The organism is Petropleomorpha daqingensis, from assembly GCF_013408985.1.
In the GTDB taxonomy this organism is placed as follows: Bacteria; Actinomycetota; Actinomycetes; order Mycobacteriales; family Geodermatophilaceae; genus Petropleomorpha; species Petropleomorpha daqingensis.
In genome coordinates, this window is sequence record NZ_JACBZT010000001.1 from 574,920 (window position 1) to 591,342 (window position 16,423).

17 protein-coding genes are annotated in these 16,423 nt (G+C 74.2%); 5 read left to right on the plus strand and 12 right to left on the minus strand.

What is annotated here, in order from left to right:
* From rimM to rpsP, 3 genes are read right to left on the minus strand one after another with little or no spacing between them, the layout of a single operon-like run.
* Complete coding sequence (gene rimM, locus GGQ55_RS02850) at window positions 1-504, minus strand: ribosome maturation factor RimM (protein WP_366488610.1); 504 nt, start codon at window positions 502-504, stop codon at window positions 1-3.
* Window positions 505-538: 34 nt separating this feature from the next.
* Complete coding sequence (locus GGQ55_RS02855; protein WP_179715023.1) at window positions 539-775, minus strand: RNA-binding protein; 237 nt, start codon at window positions 773-775, stop codon at window positions 539-541.
* A 3-nt stretch (window positions 776-778) separates the two neighbouring features.
* A complete protein-coding gene (gene rpsP / locus GGQ55_RS02860) occupies window positions 779-1,330 on the minus strand; it encodes a 30S ribosomal protein S16 (RefSeq protein WP_179715024.1) in 552 nt (183 codons plus the stop codon).
* Between the two features lie 158 nt (window positions 1,331-1,488).
* Between rpsP and GGQ55_RS02865 the strand changes: the two genes are divergently transcribed.
* Window positions 1,489-1,878, plus strand: coding sequence for a VOC family protein (locus GGQ55_RS02865; RefSeq protein WP_179715025.1), 390 nt, complete (start codon window positions 1,489-1,491; stop codon window positions 1,876-1,878).
* Here the strand turns inward: GGQ55_RS02865 and GGQ55_RS02870 are convergent.
* The 3 genes from GGQ55_RS02870 to GGQ55_RS02880 all read right to left on the minus strand — a co-directional run bounded on the left by GGQ55_RS02870 (window position 1,868) and on the right by GGQ55_RS02880 (window position 5,204).
* A complete protein-coding gene (locus GGQ55_RS02870) occupies window positions 1,868-2,779 on the minus strand; it encodes a DMT family transporter (protein ID WP_179715026.1) in 912 nt (303 codons plus the stop codon). The two genes, GGQ55_RS02865 and GGQ55_RS02870, sit on opposite strands and share 11 nt — an antisense overlap.
* 46 nt (window positions 2,780-2,825) lie before the next feature.
* The gene (locus GGQ55_RS02875; protein ID WP_218859141.1) at window positions 2,826-4,562 is read right to left on the minus strand and encodes a proline--tRNA ligase; all 1,737 of its coding nucleotides are present in this window, start codon (window positions 4,560-4,562) and stop codon (window positions 2,826-2,828) included.
* Between the two features lie 159 nt (window positions 4,563-4,721).
* Window positions 4,722-5,204, minus strand: coding sequence for a hypothetical protein (locus GGQ55_RS02880; RefSeq protein WP_179715028.1), 483 nt, complete (start codon window positions 5,202-5,204; stop codon window positions 4,722-4,724).
* 102 nt (window positions 5,205-5,306) lie between these two features.
* Between GGQ55_RS02880 and GGQ55_RS02885 the strand changes: the two genes are divergently transcribed.
* From GGQ55_RS02885 to GGQ55_RS02895, 3 genes are all read left to right on the plus strand, one after another.
* Window positions 5,307-5,990, plus strand: coding sequence for a response regulator transcription factor (locus tag GGQ55_RS02885; RefSeq protein WP_179715029.1), 684 nt, complete (start codon window positions 5,307-5,309; stop codon window positions 5,988-5,990).
* Entirely contained in the window at window positions 5,987-7,231 is a 1,245-nt protein-coding gene (locus GGQ55_RS28195; RefSeq protein ID WP_179715030.1) for a sensor histidine kinase, read from the plus strand. The genes GGQ55_RS02885 and GGQ55_RS28195 overlap by 4 nt, the downstream gene beginning before the upstream one ends.
* Before the next feature lie 87 nt (window positions 7,232-7,318).
* Window positions 7,319-7,864 (plus strand): hypothetical protein, encoded by a 546-nt coding sequence (locus tag GGQ55_RS02895; protein WP_179715031.1) that lies wholly within the window; start codon window positions 7,319-7,321, stop codon window positions 7,862-7,864.
* Here GGQ55_RS02895 and GGQ55_RS02900 read toward each other — a convergent pair.
* From GGQ55_RS02900 to GGQ55_RS02925, 6 genes are all read right to left on the minus strand, one after another.
* Window positions 7,857-8,939 carry an amidohydrolase family protein gene (locus GGQ55_RS02900; protein ID WP_179715032.1) on the minus strand — a complete coding sequence of 361 codons (1,083 nt, stop codon included), beginning with the start codon at window positions 8,937-8,939 and terminating at the stop codon, window positions 7,857-7,859. The genes GGQ55_RS02895 and GGQ55_RS02900 overlap by 8 nt on opposite strands.
* Window positions 8,936-10,498, minus strand: coding sequence for a signal recognition particle protein (gene ffh / locus GGQ55_RS02905; RefSeq protein ID WP_179715033.1), 1,563 nt, complete (start codon window positions 10,496-10,498; stop codon window positions 8,936-8,938). Before ffh ends, GGQ55_RS02900 begins: the two co-directional genes overlap by 4 nt.
* 80 nt (window positions 10,499-10,578) lie before the next feature.
* Complete coding sequence (locus GGQ55_RS28200) at window positions 10,579-10,767, minus strand: hypothetical protein (protein WP_179715034.1); 189 nt, start codon at window positions 10,765-10,767, stop codon at window positions 10,579-10,581.
* Between the two features lie 123 nt (window positions 10,768-10,890).
* Window positions 10,891-13,233, minus strand: a complete 2,343-nt coding sequence (locus GGQ55_RS02915) for a [protein-PII] uridylyltransferase (protein WP_179715035.1) — start codon at window positions 13,231-13,233, stop codon at window positions 10,891-10,893.
* Between the two features lie 89 nt (window positions 13,234-13,322).
* Window positions 13,323-13,661 carry a P-II family nitrogen regulator gene (locus GGQ55_RS02920; RefSeq protein ID WP_179715036.1) on the minus strand — a complete coding sequence of 113 codons (339 nt, stop codon included), beginning with the start codon at window positions 13,659-13,661 and terminating at the stop codon, window positions 13,323-13,325.
* Window positions 13,658-14,989 carry an ammonium transporter gene (locus GGQ55_RS02925; protein WP_179715037.1) on the minus strand — a complete coding sequence of 444 codons (1,332 nt, stop codon included), beginning with the start codon at window positions 14,987-14,989 and terminating at the stop codon, window positions 13,658-13,660. Before GGQ55_RS02925 ends, GGQ55_RS02920 begins: the two co-directional genes overlap by 4 nt.
* 250 nt (window positions 14,990-15,239) lie before the next feature.
* Here GGQ55_RS02925 and nicT point away from each other — a divergent pair, with 250 nt between their 5' ends.
* Window positions 15,240-16,352 carry a Nickel transporter NicT gene (gene nicT, locus GGQ55_RS02930; protein ID WP_366488616.1) on the plus strand — a complete coding sequence of 371 codons (1,113 nt, stop codon included), beginning with the start codon at window positions 15,240-15,242 and terminating at the stop codon, window positions 16,350-16,352.
* The last annotated feature ends 71 nt before the right edge of the window (window positions 16,353-16,423 follow it).

Here is a 16,423-nt window from a genome sequence, read left to right on the forward strand (position 1 = left end):
TCAGAGCTCCAGCAGGCCCTCGGGCGGGTCGACCACGAGCGACCCGGCGGCGAGGTCGACGGTGGGGACGATCGCGCGCACGAAGGGGATCAGCAGCTCGCCGGCGTCGTCGGGGCGCTGCACGACCAGCAGGTCGCTGCCCTCGTGGGAGACCGCGACGACCTCGCCCAGCGCGGTGCCGTCGGTCAGCCGGGCGGTGAGGCCGACCAGCTGGTGGTCGTAGTAGTCGTCGGGGTCGTCGAGCGCGGGCAGCGCCGACGTCTCGACGAGCAGCAGGGTGTTGCGGAGGAGCTCGGCCGCCTCGCGGCTCTCGACGCCCTCCAGGACGAGCAGCAGCACGTCACGGTGCCAGCGACTCCGCGCGACGGTCAGCGGGCCGCGCTCGGCGGGATCGGTGAGCAGCACCGCTCCGGGCGGGAAGCGCAGCTCCGGGTCGTCGGTGCGGACCTCGATGGTGACCTCGCCCCGGACGCCGTGGGGCCGGCCGATGCGGCCGACCACCACGGTGTCAGGGGTGACGTCGGGAGTGCTCAGGAGTTCAGCGTCCGTCGGTGTCGACGACGTCGACCCGCAGGCCGCGGCCGCCGACGCCGGTCATGACCTGCCGCAGCGCCTTCGCGGTGCGACCGCCACGGCCGATGACCTTGCCCAGGTCGTCGGGGTGCACGCGCACCTCGAGGGTCTTGCCCCGCCGGCTGTTGAGCAGGTCGACGGTGACGTCCTCGGGGTGGTCGACGATCCCCTTGACCAGGTGCTCGAGCGCTTCTTCGAGCACGTCTTACTCGGCGGGCGTCTCGGCCGGGGCGCCCGAGGCCGGGCCCTCGCCGGCGGCACCGGCGGCCTCGTCCACGGACTCCGCGGCGTCGGCAGCCGGAGCGGCCTCGGCGGCGGGCGCGGCGTCGGCAGCCGGAGCGGCCTCGGCGGCGGGCGCAGCCTTCTTCGGGGCGGCCTTCTTCTTCGGCGTGGTGGCGCCCTCGGCGGGCTCCTCGCCACCGGCAGCGCGGACGGCGGCCTCGTAGAGGGCCTTCTTGTCCGGCTTCGGCTCGGCGACCTTCATCGGGGCCGGGGCCGGCTCGCCCTTGAACTTCTGCCAGTCACCGGTCACGCGGAAGATCGCGGCGACCGCCTCGGTCGGCTGCGCGCCGACACCCAGCCAGTACTGGGCGCGCTCGCTGTCGACCTCGATGAAGGAGGGCTCCTCCTTCGGGTGGTACTTGCCGATCGTCTCGATCGAGCGACCGTCCCGCTTGGTGCGGGCGTCGGCGACGACGATGCGGTAGTACGGGGCGCGCATCTTGCCCAGGCGCATGAGCTTGATCTTGGTGGCCACGGTGGGTGGTGTACTCCTCGAACACTTCGGTCGGTTGCCCGCCGGTCGGACGTGTGGGGTACGCCGGGGCGGAGCGAGGGACACGGCCGGCAACGGTGAGAGGGCCGCCCACCGCCGTGTTCGACCGACCATCATGCCAGATCCACGAGGAGCACCTCATGCCCAGCTCAGGTCTGCTGCACCACGTGGAGCTGTGGGTGCCCGATCTCACACGAGCCGAGCGCTCGTGGGGCTGGCTGCTCACCCGGTTGGGCGCCGAACCGTTCCAGTCGTGGGAGCACGGCCGCTCGTGGCGGTCCGGCGACGTCTACGTCGTCGTCGAGCAGTCCCCGGCGCTGGTCGGCGACCGGCACGAGCGCCGCTCCCCCGGGCTGAACCACCTGGCGTTCCACACCGACGACGACCTCGAGGCGCTCGTGCGTGAGGCGACCGAGCACGGGTGGCGGCTGCTGTTCCCGGATCGACACCCGTTCGCCGGCGGCCCGGAGCACCGCGCCGCCTACCTCGAGGACGAGGACGGGTTCGAGGTGGAGCTGGTCAGCCGCTGACCGGCCGCGGGCTGCCCCGGACGGTCGGGGAGTGCGCCAGCCCGACGGCGCCCAGCGACATCAGCAGCAGCGCGATCGCCAGGGCGGCGAGCGCGCCGGCCCCGCCCCGCGTCGGCACGTCGAACGTGAGCCGCCCGAGCAGCGTGCTGACCACCGGGTTGGTCACCGTCATGGCGGCCACGGCCACCGCCAGGGAGCCGGCGGCGTAGGCCTGCTGGGCCAGCAGCACGCCCAGGGCGGTCCCGACGGCCACCGAGTAGCCCGGCCAGTCGCGCGCGGTCGCGGCCACACCCCGGTCGGCGAGGTCGGTGGTGGTCAGCTTGAGCAGCACGGCGGTGTTGGCGTTGCAGATGCCGGCGGCGACGCCGATCACGGCGGCGCGGGCGGTCGCGGAGCGGCCCGCCGCCAGGGCGACCAGCAGGACGACGACCACGGCCGAGACGGCCAGGGCCAGGAGCACGGCTTCCCGATCGGCCGCACCCTGCGTCGGGGCGGCACCCGGCACGGCGAGGAACACGATCACCCCGGCGCAGATGGCGATCACCGACAGCCAGTCGCGCGGCAGCGGCCGCCGCCGGGAGTTCCGCGCCGACAGCGGCAGGTCGAAGACCAGCTGGGTGGTGAGCAGCGGCTGCACCTGCGCCACGGAGCCGAAGCGCAGGGCGACGGCCTGCACGAGGGTGCCCAGGGTGTTGAACACCCAGCCCAGCCACCACACCGGGTGCCGCAGCAGCCAGCGGACCTGCCGCAGCACCGGCAGGTAGCGGGTCGTCAGCGCGCCACCGGGCGCCTCGGCGACCCGGTGGCGGGCGTCGATCAGCAAGGAGGCGCGCTGCTGCAGGCCGGCGGCGATCGCGTTGCACATCGCCGCCAGCAGCGCCAGCCCCGCCCCGAGGATCACGGCGACCGGCGTCCTCGGGCAGGAGGAGGTGCGCCGGCCGCGCGCGTCACCGCCGGGCCGCGTCCAGCACTCGGGCGGCGGCCTCGGCGACCGGCACCTCCTCGCGCTCCCCGGTCCTCCGGTCGCGCACCTCGATCACGCCGTCGGCCAGGCCGCGGCCCACGGTCACGATCGTCGGCATCCCGAGCAGCTCGGCGTCCTTGAACTTCACGCCGGGGCTGACCTTCGGCCTGTCGTCGTAGAGCACGGTCAGGCCGGCGGAGACCAGCTCCTGGGCGAGCGACTCGGCCGCCTCGAACACCGCGGCGTCCTTGCCCGTGGCCACGACGTGCACGTCGGCCGGCGCGATCTCCCGCGGCCAGCACAGGCCCAGCTCGTCCAGCGTCGACTCGGCGATCGCGGCGACCGCGCGCGAGACGCCGATGCCGTAGGAGCCCATGGTGACCGTGACCAGCTTGCCGTTCTCGTCGAGCACCTGGAGGTCGAGCGCGTCGGCGTACTTGCGGCCGAGCTGGAAGATGTGGCCGATCTCCACGCCGCGGGCCAGCTCCAGCGGGCCGGAGCCGTCCGGGGCCGGGTCGCCGGGCAGCACCTCGGCGGCCTCGACGACGCCGTCCCAGGTGAAGTCCCGGCCGGCGACGAGGTCGAAGACGTGCTTGCCGACGGCGTTGGCGCCGGTGATCCACCGCGTGCCCGGGACGACGCGCGGGTCGACCAGGTAGCGGATGCCCGTCTCGCTGTCCTTGCCGAGCGCCTCGGGGCCGATGTAGCCCTTGACCAGGCCCGGGTGCTTGTCGAAGTCGGTGAACGGCTCCACCTCGGCCGGCGCGACCTGCGCCTCCAGCCGCTTGGCGTCGACCTCGCGGTCGCCCGGGATGCCGATGACCAGCGGCTCGCGCGTCCCGTCGGGGTGCACGAGGGTGACGACGACGTTCTTCAGCGTCGACGCGGCGGTGTGGCCCTCGTCGGGGAACAGCTGCTGCGCGACGGCGACCAGCGTCTCGATGGTCGGGGTGTCGGGGGTGTCCTCGACGTGCGCGGCCGGCAGCCCGTCGAGCGGGATCGGGTCGGGGACGACGGTCCGCACGGCCTCGACGTTGGCGGCGTACCCGCCGGGCGAGCGGACGAAGGTGTCCTCGCCGATCTCCGTCGGGTGCAGGAACTCCTCGCTCTTCGAGCCGCCCATGGCGCCGGACATCGCCGAGACGATCACGTACTCCAGGCCCAGCCGGTCGAAGATCTTGATGTAGGCGTCGCGGTGGCGGGCGTAGGAGGCGTCGAGGCCGGCGTCGGAGGAGTCGAAGGAGTAGCTGTCCTTCATCGTGAACTCGCGGCCGCGCAGCAGGCCGGCCCTCGGCCGCGCCTCGTCCCGGAACTTGGTCTGGATCTGGTACAGCGCCAGCGGGAGGTCCTTGTACGACGAGTACAGGTCCTTCACCAGGAGCGTGAACATCTCCTCGTGCGTCGGCCCGAGCAGCATGTCGGCGCCGCGGCGGTCCTTGAGCCGGAAGAGGTTGTCGCCGTACTCGGTCCAGCGGCCGGTCGCCTCGTAGGGCTCGCGCGGCAGCAGCGCCGGGAAGTGCACCTCCTGGGCGCCCATGGCGTCCATCTCCTCGCGGACCACCCGCTCGACGTTGCGGAAGACCCGGTAGCCCAGCGGCAGCCAGGTGAAGCCACCGGGAGCGGCGCGGCGGATGTAGCCGGCGCGCACGAGCAGCCGGTGGCTCGGGACCTCGGCGTCGGCCGGGTCGTCGCGCAGCGTGCGCAGGAACAGGGTGGACATCCGCAACAGCACGGGATCAGTGTTCCAGCCGCCCTCAAGCGGATTGTCGGGGTGGACCCGGAGCGGGGGCCGGCTGCGCCCCTGAGAGGTCCACGGCTGGGCTCCACGGCGCTGGGGGACGGCACCTGGCCGCGGTGTCGTCCGGAGGATGACGATGTCTCAGTCGTCGGAGCCGTGGCCTCCGCCGTGGCGGTTGCCGCCGTGGTCGTCGACGCCCGTGCTCGACGCGGGGACGCCCGGGGTGGACGACGGGCTGGTCGCGGCCGCGCCGCCGTCCTCGACGGTGAACTGCGGGGCACCCGTCGAGCAGTCGGCGCCGACCTCGATCTTCGCGCTGCCGTTGCGGAACTCGACCTGGTCCGGCGACGTCTCCACCGTCCACCCCGCCGCGGGAGCGCCGGCCAGCTGCGCCGTCCCGTCGAGGCAGGTGGCGTACACCGTGCCGCCCGGGGTGCTCTGCTCGCCCGCGGCCGGTGTAACCGAGGGGTCCGTGGCCTCCGTCGCGTTCGACACGGCGGGCAGCCCCCGCTGCGCCGGGGTGGCCGCCGAGGCGTCGATCAGGGACACGGCGAGGAAGCCGACGCCGACCGCCGCGGCGGCCGCCACGACCCAGGCCGCGACGAGGGCGAACCGGCGCTTCATGCCCCACAGCGTGCACGCCGTCGGGTTAAGGGAGTCCCAAGGACGGGTCAAGGTCCGGTCGCGATGCCCGGACGGCGGCGTTCCCGGGGTTAGCGTGCGGCCGTGGCACAGCTGCTGGTCGTGGAGGACGACGAACGCATCCGCACCGCCCTGATCCGGGCGCTGCGGGAGCGCGGGCACGCCGTCGACTCCGCCGGCACCGCCATGAGCGGGCTGCAGCAGGCGGTCGAGGGCCGGCCGGACCTCGTCGTCCTCGACCTGGGCCTGCCCGACCTCGACGGTGCCGAACTGCTGCGCATGCTGCGCGCCGTCTCCACCGTGCCGGTCATCGTCGCGACCGCCCGGGACGACGACGGCAGCATCGTCTCGGCGCTGGACGCCGGCGCCGACGACTACGTGCTCAAGCCCTTCCAGGCCGGCCAGCTGGAGGCCCGGATCCGGGCCGTGCTGCGCCGGGCGGGTGGCGTCGAGGCACCCGCGGCCGTGACCGTCGGCGACCTCACCGTCGACCCGCGCACGCGCCGGGTGACGCTGGCCGGCGCGCCGGTCGAGCTGGCCCCCAAGGAGTTCGACCTGCTCGCCTACCTCGCGGCCCGGGTCGGCACGGTGGTGGCCAAGCGCGAGCTGCTGCGGGAGGTCTGGCAGCTGCCCTACGGCGGCTCGGACAAGACCGTCGACGTCCATCTGTCCTGGCTGCGCCGCAAGCTCGGCGAGTCGGCGGCCGAGCCGCGGCTGATCCAGACCGTGCGCGGCGTCGGCGTCCGGCTGGCCGAGCCCGAGCCGTGAGGCGCCGCATCACGCTGCTGGTGGCGGCCACCACCTCGGTCGTGCTGCTGGCGTTCCTGCTGCCGGCCGCGACCCTGGTCGCCCGCGTGGCGGAGGCGCGGGCGCTGGACGCGGCCCGCCAGGAGCTGCAGTTCCTCACCCCGTCGGTCGCCCTCGGCTCGCCGGAGAACGTGCAGACCGCGCTGGCCGGCCTCGGCGACGACGACGTCGGCGTGCTCTGGGTCGACGGGCAGTGGCTCGGCCGGACGGGCGTCACCACCACGCCCCCCACGACCGCGGAGGAGCTCACCGGCGACGAGGGCACCCGGCTGGTCCAGCCGGTGCAGCGCTCCAATGGCGATCTCGCCGTCGTCGAGGTGTTCGTGCCGGCCGCCGACCTGCACGCCGGGGTGACCCGCACCTGGCTGGTGCTGACCGGCCTCGGCGTCGTGCTCTTCGTGCTCGCCCTGCTCGTCGCCGACCGGCTGGCCCGCTCGCTCACCCGCCCGGTTACCGAGCTCGCCGAGACGGCGCACCGGCTGGGCAGCGGCGACCTCACCGCCCGCGTGCGACCCGGGGGTCCGCCCGAGGTCCGCGAGGTCGGGACGGCGGTCAACCGGCTGGCCGGGCGGATCGGGGAGCTCCTGGCCGCCGAGCGCGAGTCGGCCGCCGACCTCGCGCACCGGCTGCGCACGCCGCTGACCGCGCTGCGGCTGGACGCCGAGTCGCTGGCCGGCCCGGACCGCGAGCGGCTGCTCGACGACGTCGACGCCCTCGGCCGCACCGTCGACGAGGTGATCGCCGAGGCCCGGCGGCCGGTGCGCGAGGGGCTCGGGGCTGCCTGCGACGCCTCCGCCGTGGTCGCCGAGCGGGTCGCGTTCTGGTCGGTGCTGGCCGAGGAGGAGGGCCGGCCCGTCGACCTGGCCCTGCCCGGGCGTCCGCTCCCGGTCCGGGTCGCGGCGGCCGACCTCGGGGCGGCGCTGGACGCGCTGCTCGGCAACGTCTTCGCGCACACCCCCGAGGGCGCCGGTCTGCGGGTCGCCGTCCGGCCCCGGGACGGCGGCGGTGCGGAGGTGGACGTCGCCGACTCCGGACCCGGGCTGCCCGAGGCGGCGGTCGAGCGCGGGCACAGCGGCGGCGGCTCGACCGGGCTCGGGCTCGACATCGCCCGGCGCACCGCGGAGAACTCCGGTGGCGGCCTCCGGCTGGCGTCCTCGCCTTCCGGGGCCACGATCACCCTCGAGCTTGGGCCGCCTGCCTAGTCGCACCCAAGTCAGGACCAAGAGGGGACGGCGAGGGTTCCTCCCGACGAGCCGCTGACCTGCGGCCCCGACCCGGACGGAGTCCCCATGCGCACCCCCCGACGGCTGGCCATCCTGACCCTGGCCGCCACCGCCGGCCTGTCCCTCGCCGCCTGCTCCTCGACGGTGCACGCGACGGGATCCGCCGCCCCGACCACCGAGTCGGCGGGCGGCGAGTCCACCGACCCGGCGACCGAGGAGGCCGGCGACACCCAGACCGTCCCTTCGGGCAGCTCCACCGACGACGAGGAGCTCCCCGAGCCCGGCGCGGGTGTGCCCGGCGACGACGGCCTGTGCCAGGCGGTCGTCGGGTGGTTCGGCTACGTGAGCCTGTCGCTGCTGGCCGCCGACGACAACGGCGAGGTCGACCCGGCCGACGTCGTCCCGCTGCTCGAGGCGCTGCGCGACGCGCCGCAGGGCCACCAGGACGCCAGCGCCGACCTGCTCGACTCGGCCGAGGCCGTCTCCTCGGCCAGCGACGAGGTCATCGACGAGCTGCAGTCCGGCACCGACCTCTACACCGCGGTCGGCGGTCTCGAGCAGCCGGTGACCGACTTCGCCAACGCCTGCACCGCCGCCGGCGTGACTATCTGAGCAACGCGCCGCGGAGCACGGTGAGCTGCGGCCTGGCCAGCGCGTCGAGATCGGCGCGCGGGTCGGCGTCGTAGACCACGAGGTCGGCGACCGCGCCCTCCTCGACGCACGGCAACCCGAGCCAGTCCCTGGCGGCCCATGACCCGGCCGCCAGGGCCGCCTCGGCGGGCAACCCGGCGTCGGCCAGGGCCCGGATCTCGTCGGCGATCCCGCCGTGCGCGATGCCGCCGCCCGCGTCTGTGCCCGCGTACACCGGGACTCCGGCGTCGAACGCGGCCCGGACGACCGCGCCGGCCGAGGCGTGCAGCCGCCGCATGGTGGAGGCGTACGAGGGGAACTTGGCCTCCCCCGCGGCGGCGAAACCCGGGAAGTGGGCGACGTTGACCAGCGTCGGGACGACGGCCGTGCCCCGCGCGGCCATCCGGCCGATGAGCTCCTCGGTGAGGCCGGTGCCGTGCTCGATGCAGTCGATGCCGGCGTCGATCAGGTCGGGCAGCGCGTCGGTGCCGAAGGTGTGCGCCGTGACCCGCGCCCCTTCGGCGTGCGCCGCCTCGATGGCGTCCTTGACGGCGTCGGCCGGCCACTCGGGCGCCAGGTCGCCCACACCCCGGTCGATCCAGTCGCCGACCAGCTTGACCCAGCCGTCGCCGCGGCGGGCCTGGGTGGCCACCTCGGCGGCCAGGTCGCCGGGCTCCACCTCGACGGCGATGCCCGGCATGTAGCGGCGCGGGGCGGCGATGTGCCGGCCGGCCCGGATGATCCGCGGCAGCTCGGGGTCGTCGTCCAGGAAGCGGGTGTCGACCGGCGAGCCGCAGTCCCGCAGCGCCAGCACGCCGGCGGCCCGCTCGGTCAGCGCCTGCTCGCGCAGCTCCGCGGGATCCTCGACCAGCGCCCCACCGGGGCCGATGCCGACGTGGCAGTGCGCGTCGACCAGCCCGGGCAGGATCCACCCCCCGCGGCTCACCGTCTCGGCGCCGGGGACCGGCTCGAAGGTGATCCGCCCGTCCCGCACCCACAGGTCGCGGTGCTCCCCGTCGGGCAGGACGACGCCGGAGAGGTGGACGGCGGGGCTCACCGGCCGCCGTCGTCCTTGAACTGGTCGAAGTTGAGCTTGGTGAGGTCGGGCAGGCCCTGACCCGGAGGCAGGCTCGGCATGCCGCCCGGGAAGCCCCCGGGCAGGCCACCCGGCAGACCGCCGGGCGGGCCGATCGGCCGCCGCGCGGGGCCGCCCTTGGCCTTGCCCTTGCCCTTCTTGCCCTTGCCGCGCGATTGCGCCTGCATCTGCCGGCCGCGGGCCTTCTTCGACATGGGTCCCATGCCGGGCAGGCCCATGCTGCCGGCCATCTGGCCCATCATCTTCTGGGCCTGCGCGAAGCGCTCCAGCAGCTGGTTGACGTCGGTGACGCTCACGCCCGAACCGTTGGCGATGCGGACCCGCCGCGACGCGTTGATGATCTTGGAGTTGACCCGCTCCTCGGGCGTCATCGAGCGGATGATCGCCGCGGTCCGGTCGAGGTCGCGGTCGTCGATCTGCTTGAGCTGCTCCTTCATCTGCCCGGCCCCGGGCAGCATGCCGAGCAGGTTGGCGATCGGGCCCATCTTGCGGATCGCCATCATCTGCTCGAGGAAGTCCTCGAGGGTGAAGCCCTCGCGGCTCATGAGCTTGCCGGCCATCTTCTCGGCCTGGTCGGCGTCGAAGGCCTGCTCGGCCTGCTCGATGAGGGTCAGCACGTCGCCCATGCCGAGGATGCGCGAGGCCATCCGCTCGGGGTGGAAGACGTCGAAGTCGGCGAGCTTCTCGCCGGAGGAGGCGAACATGATCGGCTGCCCGGTCACGTAGCGCACCGAGAGCGCGGCACCACCGCGCGCGTCGCCGTCGAGCTTGGTGAGGACGACGCCGGAGAAGCCGACACCGTCGCGGAAGGCCTCGGCGGTGGTGACGGCGTCCTGGCCGATCATCGCGTCGACGACGAACAGCGTCTCGTCGGGGTGCACGGCGTCGCGGATGTCGGCGGCCTGCTGCATCAGCTCGGCGTCGATGCCCAGCCGGCCGGCGGTGTCGACGACGACGACGTCGTGCATGGTCCGGCGGGCGTGGTCGATGGAGTCCCGAGCCACCTGCACCGGGTCGCCGACGCCGTTGCCCGGCTGGGGCGCGTAGACGTCGACGCCGGCCTGACCGGCCACGATCGAGAGCTGGTTGACCGCGTTCGGCCGCTGCAGGTCGGCGGCGACCAGCAGGGGCTGGTGGCCCTGCGACTTCAGCCAGAGGCCGAGCTTGCCGGCGAGCGTCGTCTTGCCGGAGCCCTGCAGGCCGGCGAGCATGATCACCGTCGGCGAGGTCTTCGCCAGCCGGATCCGGCGCGTCTCGCCGCCGAGGATCTCGATGAGCTCCTCGTTGACGATCTTGATGACCTGCTGCGCCGGGTTCAGCGCCTGGGAGACCGAGGACCCGCGGGCCCGCTCCTTGATGGCGTTGATGAACGTCCGGACGACGGGCAGCGCGACGTCGGCCTCGAGCAGCGCGATGCGGATCTCGCGCGCCGTCGCGTCGATGTCGGCGTCGGTCAGCCGACCCTTGCCTCGCAGGCCGGTGAAGACCTTGTCCAGGCGGTCGGAGAGCGTCTCGAACACAGCACGTCCTCGGGTGGAGAAGTCAGGGCACGGCGCAGCCGCGCCTCCTGCCCTCCAGGGTAACGGCGCTGCGGGCGGCGCTAGGCCGCGTGGCGCAGAGGCACCGCGGCCACGACCACCAGGTCGCCGAGGACCAGCGCGGTGCCGCAGTCGGCGCAGGCCCACTCGGGGCACTCGCCGCCGTCCGCGGTGTGGCCGTCGACGCACGGCGGCTGCACGAAGTCGCGGTCGTCGCCGCAGGTCGGGCAGTGCCAGGTCCGGCTGTCCACGCGTCGTCCCCCTCGTCGCTCGCGCGGGATCGCTCCGTCCCGCGTCTGCGACGTAACCACGAGCCACCGTCAGGACGCGGGACGTCGTCCCGCGTGTCGCACGCCCAGGCGGGCCGCGGTGCGCTAGAGGACGTCGGCCGGGGCGCCGCGGGCCGCCTCGACCAGCGCCGCCTCCACCCGCGACCGCTGCTCGGGGTCGATCGGCACGCCCGACGGGTTGACCACGTAGAAGCTGTCGGCGGCGTCGGCGCCGAAGGTCTCGATCCGGGCGCTGGTCACGTCGAGACCCTCGTCGGCGATCGCTGCGGTGAGCCGGTACAGCAGCCCGGCGCGGTCGGCCGCGCGCACCTCGACGATGCCCGTGGCCACACCGCTGACCTCGGAGTCGTGCCAGGAGATCCGCGGCGCGCCCCCGCGGGCGCCGTCCTGCCGGTAGTCGGCCTCCCGCTGGCGCAGCCGGTCGGCGAGCAGGAGCGTCCCCTCCAGCGCGGCCCGCACGCCGTCGGCGAGGATCTCCGGCACCGGCGCGCGCCCGAACCGCGGCCGGACGGCGAACACCGCCGTCGCGTAGCCCTTCTCGGCCGACACCTTCGCCGCGCGCACGTCGAGCTGGTTGAGGGCGAGCACGCCGGCCAGGCGGCTGAACAGGCCGGGCCGGTCGGGGGCGCCGATGGTCACCTGCTGGCCGTCGGCGACGTCCTCGACGCCGACGGTGACCGCCCCGTCCGCGTGGGCCGCCGGCGCGCTGACCTGCGGCTCGGTGGGGAGCAGCACGGGCTCCGGCACCGACCCGGCACCCAGCCGGGCCTGCACCCGGGCGACCAGCGCGGCGACGAGGTGCGCCTTCCACGGCGACCAGGCCGACGTGCTGGTGGCCGCGCCGTCGGCCTGGGCGATCGCGTGCAGCAGCTGCAGGACCGCCGCGTCGTGCCCGATCGTGGCCGCGACCCGCTCGACGGTCGCCGGGTCGTCGATGTCGCGGCGGGTGGCGGTGTCGGGCAGCAGCAGGTGGTGCCGCACGAGGGCGGCGATCACGTCGACGTCCTCGGGGGTGAACCCCATGCGGACGGCGATCTCCCGGGCGATCGGCTCGCCGACCACGCTGTGGTCGCCCGGCCAGCCCTTGCCGATGTCGTGCAGCAGCGCGCCGATCAGCAGCAGGTCGGGCCGGTCGACGTCGTGGGTCAGCTCCGCGGCGGCCGCGGCGGTCTCCACGAGGTGGCGGTCGACGGTGAACCGGTGCCAGGGGTGGCGCTGCGGCAGCGAGCGCACCCGGTCCCACTCCGGCAGCAGGCGGGCGAGCAGGCCCTCCTGGTCGAGCTGCTCGAGCACGGCGACGGCGGGCCGCCCGCTGGCCAGCAGCCGGAGGAACGACCAGCGCACCTCCGCCGGCCACGGCTCGGGCAGCGGCGAGGTGTGCACCGCGAGGACCTTGAGCGTGTACGGCGACAGCGGGACGTCGACCCGCGCCGCGGCGGCCGCCGCGCGCAGCAGCAGCCCGGGGTCGGCGGCCGGCCGGGCGTCGCGGGCGAGCACGACCTCGTCGTCCTGGCGGACGACCCCCTCGGCCAGCGGCTCGCGGCGGATCCGCCGGTGGCGCCCGCGCGGCCGCCGGACCAGCGCGGCGTCGACCCGCCGCCACGTCTCGTCGGCGACGAAGGCCAGCCGGCGCCCGGCCAGGCTGACCTCGCGCAGCAGGGTGTCCTCGTCGGTGAGGCCCAGGGCGTCGGCGACCGGCCGCTGCTCCTGGCGCACGAGCACGTCGCTGCGCCGGTCGCTGCGCCGCCGCAGCTCGTCGCGGACGTCGAGGAGGAAGGAGTAGGACTGCTCGGCCTCGACGGAGGGCTCGTCGGCCAGCTGCGCGGCGGCGATCGCGCGCAGCACCTGACCCTCCCGCAGCCCGCCGTAGGCCTCCTTGAGGTCGGGCTCGAGCAGGAACGCGAGCTCGCCGACCTGGCGGGCGCGGCCGCGGCGCAGCTCCTTGAGCTCGGGCAGCAGCTTGGCCGCGGACTGCCGCCAGCTGGCCCGCGTCGCCGTCCGCAGGCTCGCGGCGAGCTCCGCGTCCCCGGCGACCAGGCGGGCGTCGAGCAGGCCCAGGCCGGCCTTGACGTCGGCCGACGCCACCGACACCGCCTCGGCCACCGACCGCACCGAGTGGTCCAGCCGCAGCCCGGCGTCCCAGATGGGGTACCAGAGGGCGTCGGCGAGGGCGGCGATCTCGGGGCGGCCGTCGTGCACCAGCACCAGGTCGACGTCCCCGTGCGGCGGGGGCTCGCGCCGGCCGAGGCTGCCGACGGCGACCAGCGCGAGGCCGTCGGTGCCGGTGCGGGGCGGCGGGCCGCCGCGGCGCTGCTTGGGCGGCGGCGTCCCCGCGACCGCGTCGGCGAGCAGGTCGGCCAGCCAGGAGTCCAGGACCGCGACCCGGTCGGCCCGCGACTCCTTCGCCAGCGCCTCGAGATCCAGCACGTCGTCCCCTCTGTGATCGCACCCACCAGATGCGTCGGCCGGGGCCGCGGGGGCTCCCCCACTGCCCCGGCCGACGGGCGTTCAGGCGCTCAGAGCGCGTCCTCCCCGCGCTCCCCGGTGCGGACCCGGACGATCTCGTCAATCGTCGTCACCCACACCTTGCCGTCGCCGATCTGGCCGGTGGAGGCGGACTCCACGACCGCGTCCACGACGCGGGCCGCGTCGTGCTCGCCGACGACGACCTCGATCCGGACCTTCGGCACGAAGTCGACCTGGTACTCCGCACCGCGGTAGACCTCGGTGTGGCCGCGCTGGCGGCCGAAGCCCTGGACCTCGCTGACGGTCAGACCGGTGATCCCGATCAGCTCGAGGGCGTTCTTGACGTCGTCGAGCTTGAACGGCTTGACGATCGCGGTGACCAGCTTCATGCGCGGACCCCTTCCGTGCTCCGGGCCTCGGCGTGCGCCTGGCCGATGATCGACGTACCCCGGCCGCCGCTCCCGATCGAGTCGAGGTCGTAGCCGGTCTCAGCGTGCACGATGCTGTCGATGCCGGTGACCTCGTCCTCCTCGGAGATCCGGAAGCCCCAGACCTTCTGGATGGCGAAACCGATGACGAAGGTGATGATCCCGGAGTAGGCCAGCACCGCGAGCGCACCGACGACCTGGCGCCACAGCTGGTCCACCCCGCCGCCGTAGAACAGGCCGTCGACGCCGGCAGGGGCGTCGGCCGTGGCCAGGAAGCCGACGGCGATGGTGCCCCAGAGACCGCCGACGAGGTGCACGCCGACGACGTCGAGCGAGTCGTCGTAGCCGAACCGGTACTTGAGGCTGACCGCCAGGGCGCAGAGCACGCCGGCGACCGCACCCAGGATGATCGCGCCGATCGGCGAGACCGACGAGCAGGACGGCGTGATCGCGACCAGGCCGGCGACCACACCGGACGCCGCGCCCAGCGAGGTGGCGTGGCCGTCGCGGATCTTCTCGGTGATCAGCCAGCCCAGCGAGGCGGCGCCGGTGGCGACCATCGTGTTCACCCAGACCACGCTCGCCGCGTTGTTGGCGGCCAGGGCGGAGCCGGCGTTGAAGCCGAACCAGCCGAACCACAGCAGGCCCGCGCCGGTCATGACCAGGGTCAGGTTGTGCGGCCGCATCGGGTCGCGGCCGAAGCCGACCCGCTTGCCGAGCACGATCGCCAGCGCGAGGCCCGCGACACCGGCGTTGATGTGCACCGCGGTGCCACCGGCGAAGTCGATGGCCTTGAGGTTGTTGGCGATCCAGCCACCGGTGTGGGTGTCGGTGCTGAAGTCGAAGACCCAGTGGGCGACCGGGAAGTAGACGATCGTCGCCCAGATGCCGCTGAAGAGCATCCACGGGCCGAACCGGGCACGGTCGGCGATGGCGCCGGAGATCAGCGCGACGGTGATGATCGCGAACACGGCCTGGAAGGCCACGAACGCCATGGCCGGCAGGCCGCCGGACTCGCTGGTCGTGTCGGCCATCAGGCCGGAGAGCCCGAAGTACTGGAACGGGTTGCCGACCAGGCCCGCGCCGACGTCGTCGCCGAAGGACTCCGAGTAGCCCCAGAGCACCCAGATGACGCTGATCAGCGCCAGGGCCCCGAAGCTCATCATCATCATGTTGAGGACGCTCTTCGCGCGGACCATGCCGCCGTAGAAGAGCGCGAGGCCGGGAGTCATCAGCAGCACGAGCGCCGCGCTGGTGAGGATCCAGGCGGTGTCGCCGGTGTTGACCACGGCAACCTCCTGAAGGGGATCGAGGGACGGGAGACACCGGCCCCCGTCCCTGGGGGCGACGTCGCGTTCACGGTGCCGTCGTCCTGTTTCGGCTGACGGCGCGACGCTGTTTCGGCGCGGTGAACTCCGCGCCGCGTGTCCGCCCGTCGTGTTCCGGTCGTGTTGCGGCGACCTCGTCCCGTGGCCGGGGTCACGGCCGCGGCGGCTCCCCGGGCTGTTCTTGCAAACAGTTCGCAGTAAGGTCGCGAACGTGCCGACCGCGATCGAGATGGCCCCGCCCGACGCCGCACCGTCCAGGGGATTCACCCGTCGCGACCGCCGCTCCATCCTCGGGATGGGCCTCGTCGTCGTCCTGCTGCACGTCGTCGGGTGGGGCGTGCTGGTGCTCGCCGTCGCCCCGCACCACTACAGCCTCGGCGGCGCGGGGGTGCTCGGCGTCGGGGTCGGCCTGACCGCCTACATGCTCGGTGTCCGGCACGCCTTCGACGCCGACCACATCGCCTCGATCGACAACACCACGCGCAAACTGGTCGGCGAGAGCAAGCCGTCGGTCAGCACGGGGTTCTGGTTCTCGCTCGGGCACTCCTCCGTCGTCTTCGGCGCCAGCCTGCTGCTCGCCCTCGGCATCCGCGGCGTGGCCGGTGTGGTGCAGGACGGCGACTCCAGCGTGGCGCAGACCCTCGGCCTGGTCGGGACGATCGTCGCCGGGGTGTTCCTGCTGCTGATCGGCCTGATGAACCTGGTGGCCGCCGTCGGGATCGCCAAGGTGTTCCGGAAGATGCGCTCCGGCCGGTTCGACGAGGCCGAGTTGGAGCACCACCTGCACAACCGCGGCTTCCTCGCCCGGCTGCTCGCCCGCGTCACCCGGCGGGTGAGCAAGCCGTGGCACCTCTACCCGGTCGGCCTGCTCATGGGCCTGGGCTTCGACACCGCCACCCAGGTCGCCTTCCTCGTGCTCGCCGCCGGCACGGCCGCGTTCACGCTGCCCTGGTACGCGATCCTCGTGCTGCCGGTGCTGTTCGCCGCCGGGATGAGCCTGTTCGACACCGCCGACGGCGTCCTCATGTCCCGGGCGTACGGCTGGGCCCTGCTCAAGCCGGTGCGCAAGGTCTTCTACAACCTGACCGTCACGCTGCTCTCGGTCGCCGTGGCCCTCGTCATCGGGGTGCTCGTGCTCGCCGGGCTGGTCGTCGACCGGCTGGACGTGCGGTCCGGCCCGCTGAGCTGGGCGGCCTCGCTCGACCTCGAGTACGTCGGCTTCGCGATCGTCGGCCTGTTCGTCGTCACCTGGGCCGTCGCCCTGGTGGTGTGGCGGTTCGGCCGCATCGAGCAGCGCTGGGCGCCCGAACCCGCCGACGGCTGACCCCTGGATCGCGCCGCCGGCCCGAGAAGGCACTCCGTGCACGACCGGACGGCGTGTCCCGCCGTGTCGCC